The sequence below is a fragment of the Halomonas sp. BL6 genome (assembly GCF_006228115.1).
In the GTDB taxonomy this organism is placed as follows: domain Bacteria; phylum Pseudomonadota; class Gammaproteobacteria; order Pseudomonadales; family Halomonadaceae; genus Vreelandella; species Vreelandella piezotolerans.
Genome location: NZ_VDGL01000007.1, coordinates 25204 through 47423 on the forward strand (window position 1 = coordinate 25204; position 22220 = coordinate 47423).

The following is a 22220-nucleotide window of genomic DNA, read 5'->3' on the forward strand; positions in this document are numbered from 1 at the left end:
CATATAAACGCCGTTGGCGTTTGTTCCCTAAAAACCGAAGGCCACTTATTACTATGGCGCTCCAATTTCCATATAGCATATCGCTAATATATAAGCTTGGTTTATTTGATGCTCCACACACCCCATAAACCTAGTGGTGACGCGCTAACCCTCGTCTATGGCCATGGTAACGCGGCATAACAATAATCACACCCGCGCTTACCGTAAAACAGCCCGATTGGTAAAAAACTTTCAGCTAGGGAGCACAGTAACGAAAAAAACGGCTTAGAAGGAGCCAAAAAACAGCACCTCAACATAAAGTACAAGCAAGCACTTAGCTTGGCTTCTTAACATTGTCGACAGTTTCCCGTAGAATCGCGCTCATCCACCAGGCGCTGTTTGTCAAGCGTCTGTCACGTGTCCGAACGCCTCACCCACCGTGCTAGCAGTCGTTCGGCACCACTGAGTCATCACTACCAAGAAGATGAGAGGGCCCCAACGTGCTTGAAGCTTACCGCCAACATGTCGAGGAACGCGCCGCAGAGGGCGTCCCCCCCAAGCCCCTGACCGCCGAGCAAGTCGCGGCCTTGATCGAATTACTCAAAGCGCCCCCGGCCGGTGAAGAGGAATTCATTCTCGACTTAATCACCAATCGCGTTCCTCCCGGTGTCGACGAAGCCGCCTACGTCAAAGCTGGCTTCTTGACGGCCATTGCCAAAGGGGAAGCGACCTCTCCGCTGATCGATAAAATTCACGCGGTCAAACTGCTCGGCACCATGCAAGGCGGCTACAACATCGTTTCGATGGTAGAGCTACTTGATAATGAAGAGCTAGCCCGTGAAGCAGGTGAACAGCTGAAGCACACCCTGCTGATGTTCGATGCCTTCCACGATGTGGAAGAGCGTGCCAAGAAAGGCAACGTCGTTGCCAAAGACGTGATTCAATCCTGGGCCGATGCCGAATGGTTCCTCTCCAAGCCCGCGCTGGAAGAGAAAATCACCCTGACCGTCTTCAAGGTGCCCGGTGAAACCAACACCGATGACCTCTCCCCCGCCCCGGATGCATGGTCACGCCCCGATATTCCGCTGCATGCCAACGCCATGCTCAAAAACGAGCGCGAAGGCATCGAGCCTGAAGTACCGGGCTCCACGGGCCCGCTCAAGCAGATCGAAGACGTCAAAGCCAAAGGTTTCCCAGTGGCCTATGTCGGCGACGTCGTCGGCACCGGCTCTTCGCGTAAGTCTGCTACCAACTCCGTGCTGTGGTTCTTCGGTGACGACATTCCTTATGTCCCGAACAAGCGCGCCGGTGGTTTCTGCTTCGGTGGCAAAATTGCGCCTATCTTCTTCAACACCATGGAAGACTCCGGTGCGCTGCCCGTAGAAATGGACGTTTCCAAACTAGAAATGGGCGACGTCATCGACGTTTACCCCTATGAAGGCAAGGTGTGCAAACACGGTACCGATGACGTGCTGACCACCTTCGAGCTGAAAACTCAGCTCATTCTCGACGAAGTTCGCGCAGGTGGCCGTATTCCACTGATCATCGGCCGGGGCCTGACCGGTAAAGCGCGCGAGTCGCTAGGCTTGGCGCCTTCAGACGTTTTCCGTCTGCCCGATCAGCCGGCCGATACTGGCAAAGGCTTTACGCTAGCGCAGAAGATGGTGGGTAAGGCTTGCGGCATGGACGGCGTTCGTCCCGGCATGTACTGCGAACCGAAGATGACCACCGTAGGCTCCCAGGACACCACGGGCCCAATGACCCGCGACGAGCTGAAAGATCTTGCTTGTCTTGGTTTCCAAGCCGATCTGGTCATGCAATCGTTCTGCCACACGGCGGCTTATCCGAAACCGGTTGACGTAGACACTCACCACACCCTGCCGGACTTCATCATGAACCGAGGCGGCGTTTCGCTGCGCCCAGGTGACGGCATTATCCACAGCTGGCTAAACCGCATGCTGCTGCCGGATACCGTGGGCACCGGCGGTGACTCGCACACCCGCTTCCCGCTGGGCATTTCCTTCCCCGCCGGTTCGGGCTTGGTCGCGTTTGCGGCGGCCACGGGCGTGATGCCGCTGGATATGCCGGAATCCGTTTTAGTGCGTTTCAAAGGCAAGCGCCAGCCGGGCGTCACGCTGCGCGACTTGGTTCACGCCATTCCGTTGTACGCCATCAAACAAGGCCTACTGACCGTCGAGAAATCCGGTAAGAAAAACGCCTTCTCGGGCCGCGTACTGGAAATCGAAGGCCTGGAAGACCTCACCGTCGAGCAGGCATTCGAACTCTCCGATGCCTCCGCCGAGCGCAGCGCCGCTGGCTGTACCATCACGCTGTCTGAAGAGAGCGTGACGGAGTACCTGAAATCCAACATCACGCTGCTCAAGTGGATGATTGCTAATGGCTACGGCGACGAGCGCACCATTAGCCGTCGTATCGAAGGCATGGAAGCGTGGCTGGCCAACCCGAGCCTAATGCGCGCCGACAAAGACGCCGAGTACGCCGAAGTCATCGAAATCGATCTCTCTGACATCAAAGAGCCGGTTTTATGTGCACCGAACGACCCGGATGACGCGCGTCTTCTGTCCGACGTGGCTGGTGAGAAAATCGACGAGGTGTTCATCGGTTCGTGCATGACCAATATCGGTCATTTCCGCGCGGCCGGTAAGCTACTCGAAAAACAGCCTGCGGGCAGCCTGAAAACCCGTCTTTGGCTCGCACCGCCGACCAAAATGGATCAGCATCAGCTGACCGAAGAGGGTTACTACGGCATCTATGGCCGTGCAGGCGCTCGCATGGAAATGCCGGGATGCTCTCTGTGTATGGGTAACCAGGCACGCGTTGCCGCGAAAAGCACCGTCGTGTCCACGTCTACACGTAACTTCCCGAACCGTCTAGGCGATGGTGCCAATGTCTACCTCGCCTCAGCAGAGCTGGCAGCGGTTGCCGCTGTAGAAGGTCGTCTGCCCACCGTTGATGAGTATCAGCGTTACATGGGCGAGTTTGACGCCCTGGCAGGCGAGATCTATCGTTACATGAACTTCCACGAAATCGAGGAGTATCAAAAGATTGCCTCGAACGTGATACCGGTCGCCCAAGAGGCCTGATAGCCCGTGGCACCGACCCATCGCCGATGCTCGCAACATCGCAGCCAGGCTAATCCCTCGCTGAGTCGATGACAGAACGCCCCTTCCTTCGATGGTAGGGGCGTTTTTTTATGGCACATTCAATCAAGGAGTTACCCATGACAACGACAAGCGCAGTGATCACCCCCGATCTATGCGATGCCTATCCCGAGGTAGAGGTACTAGAGCCTCTCTTCGCTAACTTTGGCGGTGTCGACAATTTTTATGGCCCCATTCGCACCCGTGAAATGCTTCGAAGATAATTCGCTGGTCAAACAAGCCGTGGCGGAACCAGGCGAAGGGGCCGTCCTGGTGGTCGATGCGGGTGGATCGCATCGCTGTGCCATGTTAGGCGATATGTTGGCAGAGAAAGCCGCACAAAACGGCTGGGCGGGAGTCGTCATGTACGGCTGTGTACGAGATGTCGATATTCTTGCAACACTGCCTTTAGGTATCCAAGCCCTCGGCAGTCATCCCCGCAAAAGTGACAAGCGCGGTGAGGGCCAGCGTGACCTTGCCGTGACCTTTGCAGGCGTTACGCTTAGGGTTGGTCAGTGGCTTTATGCTGACAACAACGGCATCATCATCGCCGAACAGCCGCTCAAACTCTCTTAGCATACTTGCCAGGGGTGGCAGAGAGTGCCACCCTGAAGCTTTACTTTGACACTTTCGTGACCATGCAGCCGCTCACTCTATTAGGCCACGCCCTTCTTCGTACCCTGCGAGACCACCTTCGACCACTGATTGCTTATCACCTACTGTTTACCTTACTGGCATCCGCTCTGCTGCTGCCTACGGTTGCCTGGCTGTCGCAGCGTTTTCTAGCACAGCTAAACCGCACGGTGGTGACCACAGACGCCCTACTCGCGCTGCTGTTCAGCCCCCTGGGGTTACTGGTCATGCTCGTCGGCTTCGGCCTGACGTTTTTACTTATCTACTGGCAGCAAGCGGGTATGTTACATGTCGCTGTCAGGCCGAAAGACCATCACTACCGACTGGCCCTGGAGGCACTGTGGTTAGGCACGCGACGTCTGCCGGCGCTAGCCGTGCTGGTCGTTTTACAAGTCGGAAGTCATCTCCTACTTCTGGCCCCCTTCATGGTAGCGCTCACATGGCTCTACGATCTTTGGCTAAGCGGCCTCGACCCTTATTACCTGCAGCGCATTCGCCCCCCCGTACTGTGGTATTTTCTGGCCTGTGCGCTACCCCTCGTTCTGCTATGGATGCTGCTAGCCGCTTGGCTTTACCTGCGCTGGCTACTGGCGCTGCCGCTCGTGGCATTAGAAGCCTACTCGCCTCTCCAGGCGCTAAAACACAGCGTGCATTTGACCCGCGGCTGGCATCGCTCGATTGGCGCAGCCGTCCTCATCCTGCTGGCCATCATCATTAGCTTGCCGATCCTCACTACTTGGCTATTCGACAGCGTGGTCACCCCGCTACTGTGGTGGCTGCCGGAACACAATGCCCTGTTGATACCGGCCATGCTGGTCTACTTGACCGGCTATGTGCTCATCACTCTGGCCATGACGTTTTTGGGGATTACCACCAATGCCTTGCTGTCGGCGTGTCTGTATATGCAACTCGCCCATCACAAAACACGTCCGGCACCGCCATCATCCAATGCACATACGGGTCGCATGGCCTGGGCGCTGGAGCTCTGTGTGCTGCTGCTCGCTGGCCTGCAGGCGTGGTGGATTCTCAACAGCTTTGACATTCGCGACAACGTCACCATCATCGCCCATCGGGGTAGCTCCATGGTAGCACCGGAAAACACCCTGGCCGCCGTATCACAAGCACTAGAAGATGGCGCCGACGCCGTTGAACTCGATGTACGTTTGAGCGCCGACCAGCAGGTCATGCTCTATCACGATCGAACGCTCGCCCGCCTCACTGGCGACCCAAGGGAATTCGGCGATCTGACTCGTCGTGAACTGAGCGAATTCGATGTCGGCAGTTGGTTTGGCGATGCTTTTCAAAACGAGCGCATCTCGGGGCTGGATGACGCTCTTGGCATCGTGCGCGGACGGGCGTCACTAATGATCGACATGAAAGCGTTACCGGGCCAAGAGCAGATGCTTGCTCAAGCCGTCATCGATGCTCTCCAAGAAGAGAGCGATCTGCGCTATCGCTGTTGGGCCACGCAGCAAAGCGCCCTGAGCGGCATGACCGCTTGTGGCTTTCCCAACGCGCTAATGGAGATGCGCATCGCGACCATGTCGCCTGATCTGGTGCGTTACATCAAAGCAAGGGCTCCCGAACTAAGGGTTACGCTGCTGGCGCAACTGATATTGCCAGGCACCCTGGATCGCCGCCAATTTGACGCCCTGGGCTTGCGCCATAATCGTATAACGGGTCAAGAGGTCAGCTTGGCGGCAAGCTTTGGGTATGAGATCCATGCTTGGACGGTCAATGATCGAGCGAGAATGTCGACACTCATCGATTTGGGTGTCGATGCGATCATTACCGACTACCCTGATCGGCTTCGTGAGCTAATAGAAGACCGCCGATCGCTGAGCGACGGCGGCCTCATGCTGGTCAAACTTCGCAACTGGCTACGCCAGTGAATCGGGTTCACTCGCCCATGACAACGCCTTCACGGCGAGGATCGGCTCCGCCAAATAGAGTGCCATCCTCCAAGCGCCGAATCGCTTGCAGGCCGCTTGTCAGCTCACGTTCGCTGACGGTGTGACCACGTTCGCGCAACGCTTCGATGGTCGAATCTGGAAAACGCCCCTCCTCTAGATAGACATCACCACCCAGCGTGATGGCATGAGGTAGATTGAGCGCTTCTTGAGCGTTCAGCCCCCAATCACGCATGGCCGCCAGGGTGCGCGCGGTATAATGAATGATGGCCGCGCCACCGGGAGACCCCAGGCTCGCCACTAACTCGCCGCTTTCTTGATCGAAAACCAGCGTAGGACTCATGCTTGAGCGAGGACGTTTACCTGGCTCGACACGGTTGGCCACCGGCTGACCATCGATTTCTGGGGTAAAAGAGAAATCCGTCAGCTCATTGTTGAGCAAGTAGCCGCCCGGCAAATCGGTGCCGCCGTCCGCTAACAGCCGCGATCCAAAGGCCTGCTCGATGGTGGTCGTCATTGCAATCGCATTGCCGTCGGCATCGACGATACTGATATGACTCGTACCGTACTCAGGCTGTTCCGGCTGGCTGGCAAAGCTGACGGCCAGTTCCCCTGGGTTGCCCGGCTCGGCGCTCTCACCCATGCTTTCGTCGCCAATCAATTGGCTGCGCTTGTCCAGATAATCGGGTGCCAACATCAGTGACCAGTCACCGCCCGGCGCGTCGACGAAATCAGGATCGGCGATGTAACGTCCACGGTCAGCAAAGGCGAGTCGAGAAGCTTCCAAGAACTGATGCAACCAACCACTGCTGGTCACGCCATCCTCCAACGGCGCTTCAAGCAGCGGCTGCTGATCCATCATGCCCAGAATCTGCATGACGGTAAGATGACCAGATGAGGGCGGAGGAAAACCACATACTTCCCACTGCTGCCAGGGCGTACACAGCGGCTCACGCGCTAACGACTGATAACCGCTGATATCCTCCAGCGTCATGGTACCGGGCCGCACCGGGTGTGACTGCACTTGCTCTACCAAATCCTCCGCGACCGCCCCCTCATAGAATGCGGCGCTTCCCTCATCCGCGATACGGCGCAAAATGGCCGCCAACGCAGGATTTTTCAGGGAGGTGCCGACTTCAAGCGGTTCGCCCTCGGCGGTGTAATAAAATGCCCGAGCACGCTCGTTCTGTCGCAAGGCCTCGTCGTTGGCAAGACTGGTATGCAGTCGCTGACTGACGGCAAACCCCTCTTCTGCCAACGTGATGGCGGGTGTAAAAAGCTCTCGCCAAGGGAGCTGACCATGCTCAGCGTGGGCCTGCTCCAGCATGCGGACGGTACCCGGCACTCCCACGGAGAGACCACTGGCAACGGCGCCCATGAAGGGTAACGGCTCACCATTTTCCATGAACAGTTCGCCTGTCACCGTGGCAGGGGCCGTTTCACGCCCGTCATAAGCTTGCACGTCCGCCCCGTCAAAGTGCATTAGAAACGCCCCGCCGCCGATACCGCTGGACTGCGGCTCGACCAGCGTCAGTACCATTTGCACGGCGACTGCCGCATCAATGGCATTTCCTCCCGCCTTGAGCACTTGGTAGCCTGCATCGGTGGCCAACGGGTTGGCAGCGGCCACGGCAAAGGTCTCGGCTGCCCAGCCAGGTTTCTCTTCGAAACCCGATCCAACTTCTGGGGTAATAGAAGGGGTTTCGTAGCTAAACCCCCAACTCACCATGGGCACCAGCAGTAAACCAGTGAGTGAGAGAGCCCTTGTTGGACGCATCGCTTTTCTCCTTGAACCTTAGCGCAGACGTTAGCCACCCAGACGAAAGCGCCCGGTTGACATTCAAACAACAGCTTAGCCTATAAAACGAGGACGCCCGGCACAATGGCCGGGCGTAAAATAGCAAGCAGGCTAATTTCAAGGTCGCAAGCTTAGGCGATGGTTTCCCCCGCTAGCATGAACCACGTTTCGAGCACGGCGTCAGGGTTGAGCGACACCGAATCGATCCCCTGCTCCATCAACCACTTGGCAAGATCTGGGTGGTCAGACGGCCCTTGGCCACAGATACCCACGTACTTACCTTTCTCCTTACAAGCTTTGATCGCCATGGCGAGCAGCTTTTTCACTGCAGGGTTACGCTCGTCGAACAAGTGCGCCACGATGCCTGAATCCCGATCCAAGCCCAGCGTTAACTGGGTAAGGTCATTCGAGCCAATGGAGAAGCCATCGAAATACTCGAGGAACTCGTCCGCCAATAGCGCGTTGGCGGGCAATTCACACATCATGATGACCTTCAAACCATCAGGGTGCTCATCACCGCCACGCTGCAAACCGTTAGCCGCTAGCAGATCGACCACTTCACGCGCTTCATCCGTGGTACGGACGAACGGCACCATGATTTCGACGTTGTTCAGCCCCATGTCGTCACGCACACGTTTCAGCGCGCGACATTCGAGCTCGAAACAAGGACGAAATGCCTCGGAGATATAGCGAGAAGCCCCACGGAAACCCAGCATGGGGTTCTCTTCACCAGGCTCGTAGAGCTTACCGCCTATCAGGTTTTCATACTCGTTGGACTTAAAATCCGACAACCGAACGATCACGCGCTGCGGATGAAAAGCGGCAGCTAGCGTGGAAATTCCCTCCACCAGCTTATCGACGTAGAAGCTCACCGGATCGGCATAGCCAGCAGTACGTAGATCGATGACCTGCTGAAGATCCGCAGGCAGCGTATCGTACTCGAGCAGCGCTTTCGGATGCACGCCAATCATGCGGTTGATGATGAACTCCAGACGCGCCAAGCCGACACCGGCATGAGGCAGACTGGCAAAGCCAAACGCACGATCCGGATTACCCACGTTCATCATGATTTTGAACGGGATTTCCGGCATCGAATCGACGCTGGACACATTACAATCAAAAGCCAATAGCCCTTCATAAACGTGGCCAGTATCACCCTCCGCACAGGAAACCGTCACGTCGATGCCTTCCTGCAGCTGCGTGGTAGCGTCGCCACAGCCCACCACGGCCGGAATGCCCAGCTCACGCGCGATGATCGCCGCGTGGCAGGTACGGCCGCCGCGGTTGGTCACGATGGCCGATGCGCGCTTCATGATCGGCTCCCAATCAGGGTCCGTCATGTCGGTCACTAGAATGTCGCCTTCCTGAATTTTGTCCATTTCGTCAGGGCTAAGAACGATCTTGACCGCCCCTCGCCCGATACGCTGACCGATGGCACGACCAGTAATCAGGGTGCGGCCTTTCTCACGCAGTTGAAAGCGCTCGAGCTTGCCACCCTCTTGCTGAGACACCACGGTTTCAGGACGTGCTTGCACGATGTAGAGCTTGCCGTCGTCACCGTCCAGTGCCCACTCGATATCCATGGGGCGTTGGTAGTGCTGCTCGATGATCACGGCCTGGCGCGCCAGATCCATGACCTGCTCATCATCAATACAAAAGCGACCGCGGTCTTTAAAGGGCACATCGACAGTTTCGACGGACTTACCGGCACTGGCATCTTGGCCGTAAACCATCTTGATCAACTTGGACCCTAACGTACGGCGCAACACCGCCGGACGGCCGGCAGCCAGGGTGGGCTTGTGAACATAGAACTCGTCAGGATTGACGGCTCCCTGCACCACGGTTTCGCCCAGCCCCCATGAGGCCGTGACGAACACGGCATCACGGTAGCCCGACTCCGTATCGAGCGTGAACATCACCCCGGAAGCACCCGTTTCGGAACGCACCATCTTTTGGACGCCCGCTGACAGGGCCACGTTTTCGTGGGCATAGCCACGGTGCACGCGGTAAGAGATTGCGCGATCATTGAAGAGCGAGGCAAACACTTCATGCACGGCGTGCTTGATGTTGGCAAAACCCTCGATGTTCAAGAAGGTTTCCTGCTGCCCTGCAAAGGAGGCATCGGGCAGATCTTCAGCCGTGGCAGAGCTGCGCACGGCCACTTTTAGGTTGGGATGCTGCGCCTGGAGTTGCTCATAGGCATCACGCAGGGATTTTTCGAAAGCGGGGGGCAGCGGTGTCTCGATGATCCATTGGCGGATCGTTTTACCAGCTTCAGCCAACGCTTTGACGTCGTCGACGTCTAGGCGAGCGAGCGTGTCATTGATGCGGTCGTTCAAGCCTTCATGGGACAGAAACTCACGATATGCGTGGGCCGTGGTCGCAAAACCGCCGGGCACCGTGACGCCAACACCCGACAAGTTGGAAATCATTTCGCCTAGCGAGGCATTTTTACCACCCACGCGTTCGACGTCTGCCATACCTAGCTGATCGAACCACAGAATGTACTCTTCCACGCAACCCCCTCGCTCTCAGACTCTGTTGCAACCCATCAGGGCGACACTGTTAGACGCTGACACCCTAGCATTGCGGGGCCCTATTCGCCATTGGTCTAACAGCGAAGGGAGTGGAGGATTTTTACAACAACGATCGAATATGGCTGTTTTATGTAGTGGCAAGAAGCATTGTGCTGATGGAAGAGGCAGCCCACAATAGACGCTTAACGCATCTCTAGCTGGCGGAACAGTTTATGAAACGAACGGCCTTTTTCATTTCCGATGGTACAGGCATTACCGCAGAGAGTTTGGGTCGCAGCTTGCTGGCCCAGTTCAGCGATGTCGAGATCAACATGCTGACTAAACCTTATATCGATACCGTGGAAAAAGCCCAAGCGCTGGCGGAGGTCATCGAGTCCACCGCTATCCGCGATGGTCATCGGCCAATCATCATCGATACCATCGTGGATCAAAACATCCGTAACGTCATTCGCCAGGCGTCGGGCTTCAAGGTCGATATTTTTTCGACGTTCCTGGAGCCGCTGGAGCAGGAGTTGGAAACCCACTCATCGTATAGCGTCGGGCGCACTCACTCCATTGGCAGCGACGACGTCTATATGGACCGTATCCACTCGGTACACTTTGCGCTCGATAACGATGATGGCGCACGCACCCATCAATACGACAAAGCCGACATCATTTTGGTCGGGGTGTCTCGCTGCGGCAAAACCCCGACGTCGCTATACCTAGCGCTTCAGTTCGGCATTCGCGCCGCCAACTATCCGCTGACCGAGGACGACCTCGACGAAGACGGTCACCTCAAGCTCCCCAAAGCCTTAGCTCCTCATCGACACAAACTGTTTGGTTTGACCATCGATGCCCGTCGGCTATCGGCCATTCGTAACGAGCGACGGCCCAACAGCCGCTACAGCTCAATGGATCAGTGTTTGCAGGAAGTAGAGCAGGCAGAATCGCTGTATCGAACCATGCACATTCCGTTCATCGATACGACGCGGTTTTCCGTGGAGGAGATTTCAACGCGAATGATTGCGGAGACCGGCCTAGCAAGGCGTTTCTCTCCTCGCTAGGCGCGGATGTGATTACATGCCCTTAGGCGCAAAAATCCCAGGGGCATTACGCCAATAGCCTTTGTAATCCATACCAAAACCGAAAACGTAGCGGTCGGCCACCTCCAAACTGCAGTAGTCGGCTTTCAGTCCCGGCACTGCTTTACGGTCATGCTGTTTATCGACTAATACCGCGGTCGTGACACTGGCGGCCTGTGCCTCTTTGCAGTATTCGAGAATAGCGGCCAGTGTCGCGCCTTCATCGAGAATATCATCGACGATGACGACGTGACGCCCCGCCATCGGCACCTCCGGAGAAACGCGCCAAAAAAGCTCACCGCCGCGCAACTCGTTGCGATAACGAGTGGCGTGTAGATAGTCCACTTCCAATGGAAAGCCTAGACGTGTCAACAAGTGGCCCGTGGTAATGAGACCACCGTTCATGACACAGTAAAACACCGGCAGCTTGTCGCCCAAGTCACGCGTGATCTCTTCGGCCATGCGATCCAACGCTCGCTCTACCTGCTCCTGTGATATCAGGCAATCCGCGTTATCCATCAACTCACGCATGGAATCCAACGATTCAAGCGCTTCTTTATCCAACTTGGACATGCTCCATCTCCATAAAGACGTCTTAACAGATAACGGTATAAAATTAATTCGCCAATGCTTCTAGCTTGGCATGAGTGCGCCGCCAGCGCCCAAGGGCAGCCAGGGCATCGATATCAGGTCTCGCACGGCCATAACGCAGTTTGGCAGGGCGTTTGTTCGATACCCCTTCACAGGCGTGGACGACCTCAAGAGCAGCGGCACGATCGTTACATATCAGCAGCATGTCGCAGCCAGCCGTCAAAGCTGCCTTGGCGCGCTCCGTGGGTCCACCGGCTTCATGCGCCCCGGTCATGCTCAAATCATCCGAGAAAATACACCCTTTGAAACCCAGCGATTCGCGTAGCATGCCCAGCCACGTCGGCGAAAACCCAGCGGGACGTTTATCGAACGCCGAATAAATGACATGGGCTGGCATGACGCCGTTTAAAACGCCCGCAAGTTCACGAAACGGCACAAGATCGCGCGCTTTCAATTCGGCTAGCGGCCGGTCATCGACGGGTAGCGCCACGTGGGAGTCTGCCGCCACGCCCCCATGCCCGGGAAAGTGTTTACCCACAGCGGCCATGCCAGCCTCGTGCAAGCCCTCGATAAACGCATGGCCAAGTTTGGCTACGTGAATAGGGTCACTGCTAAAGCTGCGCTCACCAATCACGCTGGACACGCCACTCTCAACGTCCAATACGGGGGCGAAGCTGATATCCAATCCGCAGGCGGCCATCTCCATGCCCAACAGCCAGCCGGTATCTTTGGCAAGACTCACACCCGCGACCGGGTCGCTGGCGAACAGCTCACCCAGACGCGCCATAGCGGGTAGCCGGGTAACGCCCTGCTTGATTCGCTGGACACGCCCCCCCTCTTGGTCGATCCCCAGTAGCAAATCGCCTCTCACACGACGAATACTGTCGCACAGCTTGCGAACCTGATACGCGTCTTCGACGTTACGAGCAAACAAAATCACACCGCCTACGGCAGGATCTTTTAGCAGGCGCTTGTCAGCGTTGGTTAACTGTGGCCCCTCAAGGTCGAGCATGACCGGGCCAATGGGTTGCGTCATGATGGTGAGTCCAACAAAAAGGGCGCCATTCTAGACTAACCGCTTGGCGTGTCAAAATTCTGGCGCGACGTCCTGTGGGTGGGCTTAATGCAGCCAAACCGGCGTACCGGGCTGGGCGTGATCGAATAGGAAATGTAAATCGTGATTGCGCACGCGTATACAACCGTGTGAGGCTGGCGTGCCCATGGGCTGATCCTCTGGGGTGCCATGCAAGTATATGTAGCGCCGCTGGGAATCGACGTTTCCCCCGCGATTCACGCCGCGCTCCAAACCGCATAGCCAAAGTATCCGCGTCAGGATCCAGTCACGCTTGGGGAAGCTGGCCGCGAGAGTTGGCGAATAGACTTCGCCCGTCCAACGGCGCCCCTGAAATACCGCGTTATCGGGGCAGCCTTGGCCAATCGATGCGCGAACGTAGTGCCAGCCAAGCGGCGTTTGACCGCTGCCCTCTTCCTGCCCAACGCCTGCCAGCCCCGTCGAAATCGTACACTCATGCTGAATATCGTTACCTTGCCACCAGCAGAGTCTCTGACGCTGGGTATCGATCTCTATCCAACCACCGTGTGTAGGCGGCAGCTCAGCTAGCTTGGGCGTTTCCATGGTGACCCTCTTCAACCGCGGCGGGCAACGGCGCATTCATGGCGGCGACCACGACGGGCCGCAGGCGTCGTACCAGATCTCGCACCGTGACCTGTTCTTGGTAATCCTTGGCGGCGATATCACGCAGCGCATCCAAGCCTGACAGCGTGAATATCACCGTTCCCAACATAAAGTGTAGCCGCCAGAAACGCTCAGCGTCCGGCAGGTCTGGGGTCGCTTGGCGCACCAGCTCGGTGAAGCGCGTAAACACGTCGCCATATTGCTGCTGAATATAACGCCTTAAATGCCCCTGAGCCTGGCTATACGCCAGACCCAGGAGCCTCATGAACACTTTCAGGCTATTGCGTTCTGCCGGGACGGCCAACACCGTGGTCGCCATGGTCTCAAGCAGCACTTCCAAAGGAATCGGTTGACCTTGATGGCGCGTCTCGAGTTCATCCAGTGCCGTATGAAAACGTGCCGAAAACGGATCGAGATAGCGAGCGAACACCGCTTGAATCAGTGCTTTTTTGGAACCAAAGTGGTAGTTGACGGCCGCCAAATTGACGCGTGCCTTGCTGGTGATATTGCGCAGCGACGTCTCGGCAAAGCCTCGCTCTGCAAATAGCACCTCTGCCGTGTCCAATATACGCGTTACCGTATCTGATTGGGCCATCTCGCCCTCCAAAAAACAGGTGTTTTAAACAACGCTGCATACTATGACATATGTTTGACAGGCTCAATCACTTATCCAGTTCGCCAACGGTCCATGGGCGGCGCCTTCTTTACCTAGCTTTCAAAGAGCTCGCTATGTACTGGCGTTTGTCATGGACCATGTACTGGACAGAGCAACATACTGTATACTTAAACACATACTGATTAAGCCGACATGTAGCTACTGTCTTTTCACTGTTTTGGAGTTTGGTATGTCTCGTCCACTCACAGCACGTCAGCAGCACGTATTTGATTTCATCGTCAAAACCATGGGTGACCTGGGGTACCCGCCAACGCGCGCTGAAATCGCCAAGGCGCTGGGGTTCCGCTCTCCAAATGCTGCCGAGGAGCATTTGCGTGCGCTCGAGCGTAAAGGCGCCATACGCATCATTCGAAATACGTCGCGGGGAATTCGGCTACCGAACCAGGAGGTGCTGGAACCTAGCGAAGTGCCAGCAACGACAACGGCCGCCTCCGAGCCTGTACCCAATGGGCTACCCGTGATTGGCGAAGTTGCCGCCGGTAGTCCAATCTTGGCTGCCGAACACATAGACCGCTACTGCCCGCTTCCAGCCGAGTATTTTACGCCCAAAGCCGATTACCTATTACGTGTACGCGGCCTCTCCATGAAAGATGTCGGCATTTTGGAAGGCGATCTTCTGGCCGTTCATCGCACTGATCGCGTACGCGATGGCCAGATCGTCGTAGCACGGTTAGAAGACGAAGTGACGGTCAAGCGTTTTAAACGCCAGGGCCATCAAGTCACGTTGATCGCCGAGAATGCCGACTTCCCACCGATCGAGATCGATCTGCGCACCCAACAACTGGATATCGAGGGTGTCGGCGTCGGCGTTATTCGGGGCGGAAACGGACAAGCGCTCGGCTGAGCTGAGGCCGTGGTCAGACCCGGCACACGAAGTGTATTTACTGTGAGTCGATGTAACGGTGGTCATTGAAGGTGGCCACCCAACTTGGGTGGTAGACTAGCAAGATGCTGAGCAGCATCCCGGTGATGAAGGCTTCCGACGGCATCAGCAGCGGTAAAAAGCGGGCATACTCTTGAGCGAGATATACGGCCTCAGGATCCGTGCCCGCCAATATGATGAGCGCCACCGCGACAAGCCCGCCACCTAACGTCGACAGCGCTGCGCCGAAAAATCCGCAGGCGAATAAGAACACCATCAAATTATCCGGCAGGCGGCGATCCACCAGACGCCACACGATGCCTGTCACCATAGCAGGCACGATGCCAGTCACCAGTACGTTCGCCCCAAGAAGGTTCCACTCGTTACGTCCAATCGCTACCATGGCAGCGTTGATCATTACGTTGCTCAGCAGCGCTAACGGCATTTTAAAGACCAGCGTCATTAACACCGTAAATACTAGGTGAAGCGTCAACCAATCCACTGCTTGAGCGCGAAGCTGCCAAAACAGCATGACGACAAGCGTCGCGGCCAACCATCGATGTTGGAGCGCGTTATCTTCGAGCAACGGTTGCCAAGGGCGCAGCCAAATGCACCAGCCCACCATGCCCAATGACAACAACCACGTCATCACCAGCGCCCATGGTGCCAATACGCTCTGTGCAAACGACATAGCGCCCCCGGTAGATTAACTAAAGACGACCGTTTTATTGCCGTGAATGAGCACACGATCTTCCAAGTGCCAGCGTAAACCACGCGCCAACACCGCTTTTTCAACGTCGCGACCGAAGCGAACGAGATCGGTCGGCGTGTGGCAATGGCTGACCCGATGTATGTCCTGCTCGATGATCGGGCCCGCGTCCAGCTCTTCGGTGACGTAATGGCAGGTCGCACCGATCAGCTTCACACCGCGCTCATAAGCTTGATGATACGGCTTGGCACCCGCGAACGACGGCAGGAAACTGTGGTGGATATTGATGACTCGGCCCGCATAGCGTTCGCAAAGGGAAGGCGGCAGTATTTGCATGTAGCGCGCCAGCACCACACAGTCGGCGCGGGCCGCATCTATCTGCTCTTGCACTTGATCGAATGCCCGCTGCTTGTTGGTAGGATCGACCGGTACGTGATGATAGGGAATACCGTACCACTCCGTGAGTGAACGCATATCGTCATGGTTAGAAATGACGCCCACGATATCGCAATCCAGCTCGCCTGCTTGCCAGCGATACAGCAAGTCGACCAAGCAGTGAGACTCTCTAGACACCATGAGCACCACACGGCGACGCTTTTGCGTATCTACCAACGACCACTGCATATCGAATTCGGCGGCGACGGGCTCGAACGCCGTGCGCAACGCTTCCGCCGACATACCCAGTGAGTCCGCCAGAATTTCATAGCGCATGAAAAAGCGACCAGTCTCTAAATCAGAGTGCTGGCTTGCTTCGGTAATGGAACCACCCTGCTGAGCAATAAAGCTTGAGACACGCGCCACAATGCCCACCTGATCGGGGCAGGAAACAACTAAACGGTAATAATGAGACATCACAGACACTCTTAACGTATTTAACGGCACGCTCGCCAAGCACCTGCCTAACGGCAGATAAACGCTTTAGCCGCATTAGTGTAACGTAAGCAAGATAAGGAAGCACCGCGGTCTGGTGCCGCGATGATTGTTACCCGCCCCCCGCATCCCGTATAGTTAAGACATTACTTTCTAGGCTTTTCATAACTGATGCATCCATCACGCGTTCAACTTCGTCCCCGTCGCCGCCCGCCCCTGCGCCTGCTACCGCTTGGTGGCTGTGGCGAAATTGGAATGAACCTCACGCTGTATGGGTATGACGATCAGTGGATCGCCGTTGATTGCGGCATGATGATTCGCCAAGACCTGCCGAATTCTCCGCTTCAAGTCCCCAACACGGAAACCCTGGAAGCGCTCAAGATCACCCCCAAAGCCCTGTTCATTACCCACGGCCATGAAGACCACATCGGCGCCGTGGCGTGGCTTTGGCCCAAATGGGGCTGCCCGATTTTTGCCACCCCACTCGCAGCGGGACTCTTGCGCTACAAGTTTGCCGAACATCAGCTCAGTAGCGCAGCGATCCAGACCATCGAACCGGGGGAGGCAGTAGAGAGTAGCCCCTTCACCCTTCGCTATCTCAGCGTTACCCACTCCATCCCCGAGAGCTGCGCCATCATGATGCAAGCGGGGGATTACCGCATTCTCCACACGGGTGATTGGAAACTGGACCCAACCCCGCTCATTGGCTCACCGGTCAATGCGGCTCAATTCAGAGCACTGGCACCGGTCGATTTGCTGGTAGGGGATTCAACCAACGCGCCCATGCCGGGACAGTCCGCCAGCGAAGGGGACGTTGCCAAGGCGTTGGCGAACACGCTGAGCGCTTGCACAGGCAGGGTGGTCGTGTCTTGCTTTGCCAGCAACCTAGCGCGGGTATTGGCCATTGGTTTGGCAGCCCAGGCGAGTGGACGCCGGGTTAGCCTGATGGGCCGCTCGATGGAGCGGATGGTGAGTGTGGCCAGAGGCCTGGGCTATTTGGACGACTTCCCGCCCCTGGTGCCCGCCCATGACCTGGGCTACCTCCCCCCTGAAGAGGTCGTGATCATTGCCACCGGTAGCCAGGGCGAGCCTCGCGCCGCCTTGCAACGATTGGCCCAGCGTCGCCACCCCTTTGTCGATTTAGAACCGGGCGATAGCGTGATTTTTTCTGCCAAAGCCATTCCAGGCAATGAGCGCCCCATCGAGCAGCTTAAAAAGCGTTTGTTGCAACTCGATGTCACGCTGTTCGATGAAACGAACCATCCCGAGCTTCACGCTACCGGACACCCTGCCCAGGAAGAGCTTAGAAAGCTCTATCAGTGGGTCAGACCCAAAATGCTGCTACCGGTGCATGGCGAGGCTCGCCATCAAGCGGCGCATCAAGCGCTTGCCGAAGAGCTGGGCATTCAAGCACCGCTGACGCCTGTGAATGGCGACATGCTAGTACTCGACCAGCAAGGGTTACGCTGCGAGACGCGCTATCCTCAGCCTCCCTGCATCGTCAATCAAAATAGCGTAGTCGCTCATCCTGGCTTGGATACGGGCCACTCCTCGGCACGTCGCGGCAGCCTTTTTTTGGCTTTGCCGGTAGCGGCCACCGAGACGGGCTGGTGCCGCATTGGACGCTTGATGCTGGATGCTAGCGGGGCCAGCCCCATGGATGAAGACAGCTTTAGCGAGTGGCTGGACGAGCAGCTCGATGAGATCACCGCAGATACGCTAGCCGATTTACGCCATGCGCTACAGCCTCGGTTGGTACACTGGTTGGCGAATCACTTGCAGCATATGCCCGAGGTGCACCTGCAGATCATGGCCGCCGAGATGCCAACCATCGAGGAATTGAACGACGAGCCTTGAGCACTACCACCGAGCAGCGTCTTGCTGATCGGTGTCGCGCTCTTTCACCCAGTATGCTCCCTGTCTAGAGTGCTCTTTTTTCCAGAAAGGTGCCTGGGTCTTCAAGTAGTCCATGATGAAATCGCAGGCCTCGAAGGCATCTCGGCGGTGTGCACTGGCAACCAGCACCCTGACAATGGGGTCCCCCGGCAACAAATCTCCCACGCGATGAATGACCCTCACCGCTTGCAATGACCACCGCTGACACGCTTGCTCTGCAATACGTGCCAAGGTGCGCTCGGTCATGCCTGGGTAGTGTTCCAGGGTCAAACCGATGACGTCGGGCGTTTCGTTGAAATCTCGCACCAGCCCCGTAAAGGTGACGATCGCGCCAATGTCGGTACGCTGGCGCAACGCGCTTTCATAACCGTAGGCCATGGAGAACGGAGCAGACTGCACGACTACCCCTATGTCGGGTGCTTTCTGTTCGTTAACGGACACGGCTCAGCCTCCGGTCACCGGGGGGAAAAAGGCCACTTCGTCTTCATCGGTAATGCGTGCGCTGTCGTTGGCCATCACCTGGTTAATCGCGCACAGCGTTCGACGGTCTGCCAGCACTGAGAAGCGCGCATCTTGAGCTTTGAGCGCGGCTTTTAGCCCAGCCACATCACGGCTTGGCAATTTGTCCAACCCAATGGCCAAATCACTCTCCCCAACGCGCTCGCGCAGCTCGGCCAAAAACTTGACCCGCACACAGGGTGAGACACAGCGCTCGCCGAGGCTCACCTCGCCCGCAGCACCTTCACCAGTGACGATGGGAGCCGTCATGTCGCGGCGGTAATCGCCGCGCTGTCCGCCCTGCTTGCTATCCAGCTGTACCGCTTCGATACGCATTGCCTTGTCGACCGCTTTACACATATCGTAAAGCGTCAGGCAGGCGACCGATACGGCAGTCAGCGCCTCCATCTCGACCCCGGTACGGCCATTCAAACGGCACATGGCCGACACATTCACACACCCTTGATCATGGTCAATGTCGAACTCTACCGCGACTTTAGAAAGTGCCAGCGAGTGGCACAGAGGAATGAGCTCGTGGGTGCGTTTAGCCGCTTGGATCCCTGCAATACGCGCCGTGGCCAGCACATCGCCTTTGGGCAACGCGCCGTCGCTCAGCAACTTCAAGGTAGCAGGCTGCATGACGATACGCCCCGAGGCGACGGCCTCTCGACGTGTCTCTTGCTTATCGCCGACGTCGACCATATTGGCTTCGCCGTGCGCGTTCAGGTGGGTTAACTGCATGGTGTCACCTTTTATCATCAAGCCAAGTTGCGCCGCTGCTGGTCGGCCCAGTCACTGACCCAGCGGGCGATCGCGTCACAGCGATTCAAATCCAAACGCGTGACCGAAGACGCAAGCTTCACAGGAGGCTCGCCGGTCAACGCTGCGGCCTGCACCCAAGGGTCGGAAAGAATCGCCGGGTCTCCAATTCCCTCTCGATAGAGCGCCAACTTAGGTATCGGCCAAGCTTTGAAGCCTTCCACAATTACCAAATCAGGCGAATGGGGAGCCATTAATGCCAGCAAATGGGCCAAGTCGGGCTCCTCTTGCCCCGGCGTCTCTTGCATCAGCGCATAGCGATGGCGCGACGCAATCAACATGGGCGCTGCCCCCGAGCTGCGTAACCTGTAGCTGTCCTTACCCGGCTGGTCCACGTCGAAATGATGGTGCGCATGTTTGATAACCGCCACCGACACTCCCATGCCGCGCAGAAGCGGCAACAATTGCTCTAACAGCGTGGTTTTACCGGTACCACTCCAGGCAGCCACCCCCAGAACCGGAAACGGGCAGCGTAGCGCCTCACTCATAACGCATCCTGTCTGTCACGACTCACTCACCCTCTTTTTCTGCTGGTAGCAACCAGTTTAACGCAATGCCGACCAGAGCGGCCAAACTTACGCCCTGTAGCGTGAACTGCCCGCCACCAAATTGCATACCGCCGATGCCAAACACCAAGATCAGCGACACCACCACCAAGTTACGCGCCGCCGTCAACGACTGCCCTGCGCGCACGAGAGTATTCATACCGACCACGGCAATCGAGCCAAACAGAAGCGTCATGATGCCCCCCATGACTGGCCCAGGGATGGTTTGCAGTAGCGCACCAAGCTTGCCGACAAAGGCCAAAACGATAGCGATGACCGCCGCCACCACCATGTACATCGGATTGAAGGCCTTGGTCAGCGTCACGGCACCGGTGACTTCTGAGTAAGTCGTGTTGGGCGGCCCACCAAACAGCGCAGCGACGGTGGTGGCCAAACCATCGCCCAGTAGCGTGCGATGCAAGCCAGGCTTTTCCAGATAGTTGGTACGCGTGACCGAACCAATCGCCACCATGTCACCAATATGCTCGACGGCAGGCGCAATCGCGACCGGAATCATGAACAGGATGGCCGCCCAATGGAAACTAGGCGCCGTAAAGTTGGGTAACGACAGCCAAGCCGCATCGCGCACCGGCGTAAAGTCAACCACTCCCATGATGAGCGCCAGCGCGTAGCCCGTTGCAATACCGCCCATGATGGGCACCAAACGCAACAGGCCGCGGCCAAATACTGCGAGCACCAGGGTCACCAACAGACTTGCCATGGAAAGAAATATCGCTTGGCCGTAGCCAATGGAGTCGCTGGTCTCGCCGGTTGCCATGCTGACGGCGACCGGGGCGAGCGCCAAACCAATCACCATGATGACGGGACCGACCACCACGGCGGGCAACAGCCGGTGCAGCCAAGCCGTCCCTTTCAGCCGTACCGCCTGAGAAATCACCACGTACACCAACCCGGCCGCCATCAACCCACCCAGCGTCGCCGACACGCCGAAGCTGGCGACAGAGCCCTGAATGGGCGCGATGAAGGCAAACGAGGAGGCCAGAAATACCGGCACGCTCTGCTTGGTGACGCCATGAAAGACCAGCGTACCGAGTCCGGCTGTAAACAGCGCCACGCTGGGATCTAACCCAGTCAATAGCGGAACCAGTACCAATGCACCAAAGGCCACGAACAGCATCTGCGCGCCGGTCAGTAACATTTTTGGCCAAGACTCTTGTCTCGCACTCGTTATCATCACACCACTCCTGGGGTCTGTTATTAGGTTTTGTACGAAATGGCGGCTAGCGCAGATAGTGTTCGTACATAGCCAAGTCACGGAGGCAAAAAAATGCCCCTAACGCAAAGCGTAAGGGGCGTTTCGAGACGGAGCGCTCAGCGCGTTCCGAAAATTTTGTCGCCGGCGTCTCCCAAGCCGGGGACGATGTAGCCATTCTCATCGAGTCGGTCATCCACCGAGGCAGTGTAAATTTCTACATCGGGATACGCATCTTGCACCCGTTTAATCCCTTCAGGGGCAGCCACCAATACGATGACTTTCATGTGTTCACAGCCACGCTCACGCAGCATGTCCAACGTAGCCACCATCGAACCACCGGTTGCCAGCATCGGGTCGATCACAATCGCCATACGCTCTTCGATGTCGTTGGCGAATTTTGCAAAATACGGCACCGGCTGCAGCGTCTCTTCATCGCGATACAGGCCAACGACACTGACCCGCGCGCTAGGAATAAGGTCTGTCACGCCTTCCAACATACCTAAGCCTGCCCGCAGAATCGGAACGATGGTCACCTTTTTGCCTTTCAAGCGACGTGTCGCTATAGGCTCACCGTTCCAGCCTTGAATCTCATGATCTTCGAGCTCCAGACCCTTGGTCGCTTCGTAGGTCAGGAGTTTAGCCACTTCACCTGCCAGTTCACGAAAGCTTTTAGTGCTCAAATCAGCTTCGCGCATTAGTCCCAGCTTATGTTGAACAAGCGGATGGTTAATGGCGTAGACACTCATGGGACTTCCTCACT

18 protein-coding genes and 1 pseudogene are annotated in these 22220 nt (G+C 57.0%); 6 read left to right on the forward strand and 13 right to left on the reverse strand.

What is annotated here, in order from left to right:
• Positions 1-479: 479 nt before the first annotated feature.
• The 3 genes and pseudogenes from acnB (at position 480) to FHJ80_RS14465 (ending at position 5665) form a co-directional block, all read left to right on the forward strand.
• Positions 480-3083, forward strand: coding sequence for a bifunctional aconitate hydratase 2/2-methylisocitrate dehydratase (gene acnB / locus FHJ80_RS14455; protein ID WP_139528036.1), 2604 nt, complete (start codon positions 480-482; stop codon positions 3081-3083).
• Between the two features lie 137 nt (positions 3084-3220).
• Positions 3221-3716, forward strand: a pseudogene (gene rraA / locus FHJ80_RS14460) (ribonuclease E activity regulator RraA).
• A 62-nt stretch (positions 3717-3778) separates the two neighbouring features.
• Positions 3779-5665: a glycerophosphodiester phosphodiesterase family protein gene (locus FHJ80_RS14465; protein WP_255303973.1), complete on the forward strand. Its 1887-nt coding sequence runs from the start codon at positions 3779-3781 to the stop codon at positions 5663-5665.
• 7 nt (positions 5666-5672) lie between these two features.
• Here the strand turns inward: FHJ80_RS14465 and ggt are convergent, their stop codons facing one another.
• Together ggt and ppsA are read right to left on the reverse strand one after the other, a co-directional pair.
• The gene (ggt, locus tag FHJ80_RS14470; RefSeq protein WP_139528038.1) at positions 5673-7460 is read right to left on the reverse strand and encodes a gamma-glutamyltransferase; all 1788 of its coding nucleotides are present in this window, start codon (positions 7458-7460) and stop codon (positions 5673-5675) included.
• Positions 7461-7612: 152 nt separating this feature from the next.
• Complete coding sequence (gene ppsA / locus FHJ80_RS14475) at positions 7613-9997, reverse strand: phosphoenolpyruvate synthase (protein ID WP_139528039.1); 2385 nt, start codon at positions 9995-9997, stop codon at positions 7613-7615.
• A 233-nt stretch (positions 9998-10230) separates the two neighbouring features.
• Here ppsA and FHJ80_RS14480 point away from each other — a divergent pair, with 233 nt between their 5' ends.
• Complete coding sequence (locus FHJ80_RS14480) at positions 10231-11064, forward strand: pyruvate, water dikinase regulatory protein (RefSeq protein ID WP_139528040.1); 834 nt, start codon at positions 10231-10233, stop codon at positions 11062-11064.
• Positions 11065-11076: 12 nt separating this feature from the next.
• Here FHJ80_RS14480 and FHJ80_RS14485 read toward each other — a convergent pair whose 3' ends face one another.
• From FHJ80_RS14485 to FHJ80_RS14500, 4 genes are all read right to left on the reverse strand, one after another.
• Entirely contained in the window at positions 11077-11655 is a 579-nt protein-coding gene (locus tag FHJ80_RS14485; protein ID WP_139528041.1) for a hypoxanthine-guanine phosphoribosyltransferase, read from the reverse strand.
• A gap of 43 nt (positions 11656-11698) precedes the next feature.
• A complete protein-coding gene (gene nagZ, locus FHJ80_RS14490) occupies positions 11699-12709 on the reverse strand; it encodes a beta-N-acetylhexosaminidase (RefSeq protein ID WP_139528042.1) in 1011 nt (336 codons plus the stop codon).
• 84 nt (positions 12710-12793) lie between these two features.
• Complete coding sequence (locus FHJ80_RS14495) at positions 12794-13309, reverse strand: L,D-transpeptidase (protein WP_139528043.1); 516 nt, start codon at positions 13307-13309, stop codon at positions 12794-12796.
• Positions 13287-13964 (reverse strand): TetR/AcrR family transcriptional regulator, encoded by a 678-nt coding sequence (locus FHJ80_RS14500; protein WP_139528044.1) that lies wholly within the window; start codon positions 13962-13964, stop codon positions 13287-13289. The genes FHJ80_RS14495 and FHJ80_RS14500 overlap by 23 nt, the downstream gene beginning before the upstream one ends.
• 250 nt (positions 13965-14214) lie before the next feature.
• Between FHJ80_RS14500 and lexA the strand changes: the two genes are divergently transcribed.
• A complete protein-coding gene (lexA, locus tag FHJ80_RS14505; protein WP_139528045.1) occupies positions 14215-14889 on the forward strand; it encodes a transcriptional repressor LexA in 675 nt (224 codons plus the stop codon).
• A 37-nt stretch (positions 14890-14926) separates the two neighbouring features.
• Here lexA and FHJ80_RS14510 read toward each other — a convergent pair whose 3' ends face one another.
• The gene (locus FHJ80_RS14510; protein ID WP_139528046.1) at positions 14927-15598 is read right to left on the reverse strand and encodes an energy-coupling factor ABC transporter permease; all 672 of its coding nucleotides are present in this window, start codon (positions 15596-15598) and stop codon (positions 14927-14929) included.
• Between the two features lie 15 nt (positions 15599-15613).
• A complete protein-coding gene (gene purU / locus FHJ80_RS14515; RefSeq protein ID WP_139528047.1) occupies positions 15614-16468 on the reverse strand; it encodes a formyltetrahydrofolate deformylase in 855 nt (284 codons plus the stop codon).
• Between the two features lie 273 nt (positions 16469-16741).
• Between purU and FHJ80_RS14520 the strand changes: the two genes are divergently transcribed.
• Positions 16742-18343: a ribonuclease J gene (locus tag FHJ80_RS14520; protein ID WP_139528216.1), complete on the forward strand. Its 1602-nt coding sequence runs from the start codon at positions 16742-16744 to the stop codon at positions 18341-18343.
• Between the two features lie 3 nt (positions 18344-18346).
• Here the strand turns inward: FHJ80_RS14520 and moaE are convergent, their stop codons facing one another.
• The 5 genes from moaE to upp form a co-directional block, all read right to left on the reverse strand.
• Positions 18347-18823, reverse strand: a complete 477-nt coding sequence (moaE, locus tag FHJ80_RS14525) for a molybdopterin synthase catalytic subunit MoaE (protein WP_255303967.1) — start codon at positions 18821-18823, stop codon at positions 18347-18349.
• A 3-nt stretch (positions 18824-18826) separates the two neighbouring features.
• Positions 18827-19621 carry a cyclic pyranopterin monophosphate synthase MoaC gene (gene moaC / locus FHJ80_RS14530; RefSeq protein ID WP_139528048.1) on the reverse strand — a complete coding sequence of 265 codons (795 nt, stop codon included), beginning with the start codon at positions 19619-19621 and terminating at the stop codon, positions 18827-18829.
• A 17-nt stretch (positions 19622-19638) separates the two neighbouring features.
• On the reverse strand, positions 19639-20187 hold the full coding sequence (mobB, locus tag FHJ80_RS14535) for a molybdopterin-guanine dinucleotide biosynthesis protein B (protein ID WP_139528049.1): 549 nt from the start codon (positions 20185-20187) through the stop codon (positions 19639-19641).
• A 22-nt stretch (positions 20188-20209) separates the two neighbouring features.
• The gene (locus FHJ80_RS14540) at positions 20210-21439 is read right to left on the reverse strand and encodes a uracil-xanthine permease family protein (RefSeq protein ID WP_176558252.1); all 1230 of its coding nucleotides are present in this window, start codon (positions 21437-21439) and stop codon (positions 20210-20212) included.
• 137 nt (positions 21440-21576) lie between these two features.
• Positions 21577-22206, reverse strand: a complete 630-nt coding sequence (gene upp, locus FHJ80_RS14545) for a uracil phosphoribosyltransferase (RefSeq protein WP_044628300.1) — start codon at positions 22204-22206, stop codon at positions 21577-21579.
• Positions 22207-22220 lie beyond the last annotated feature (14 nt).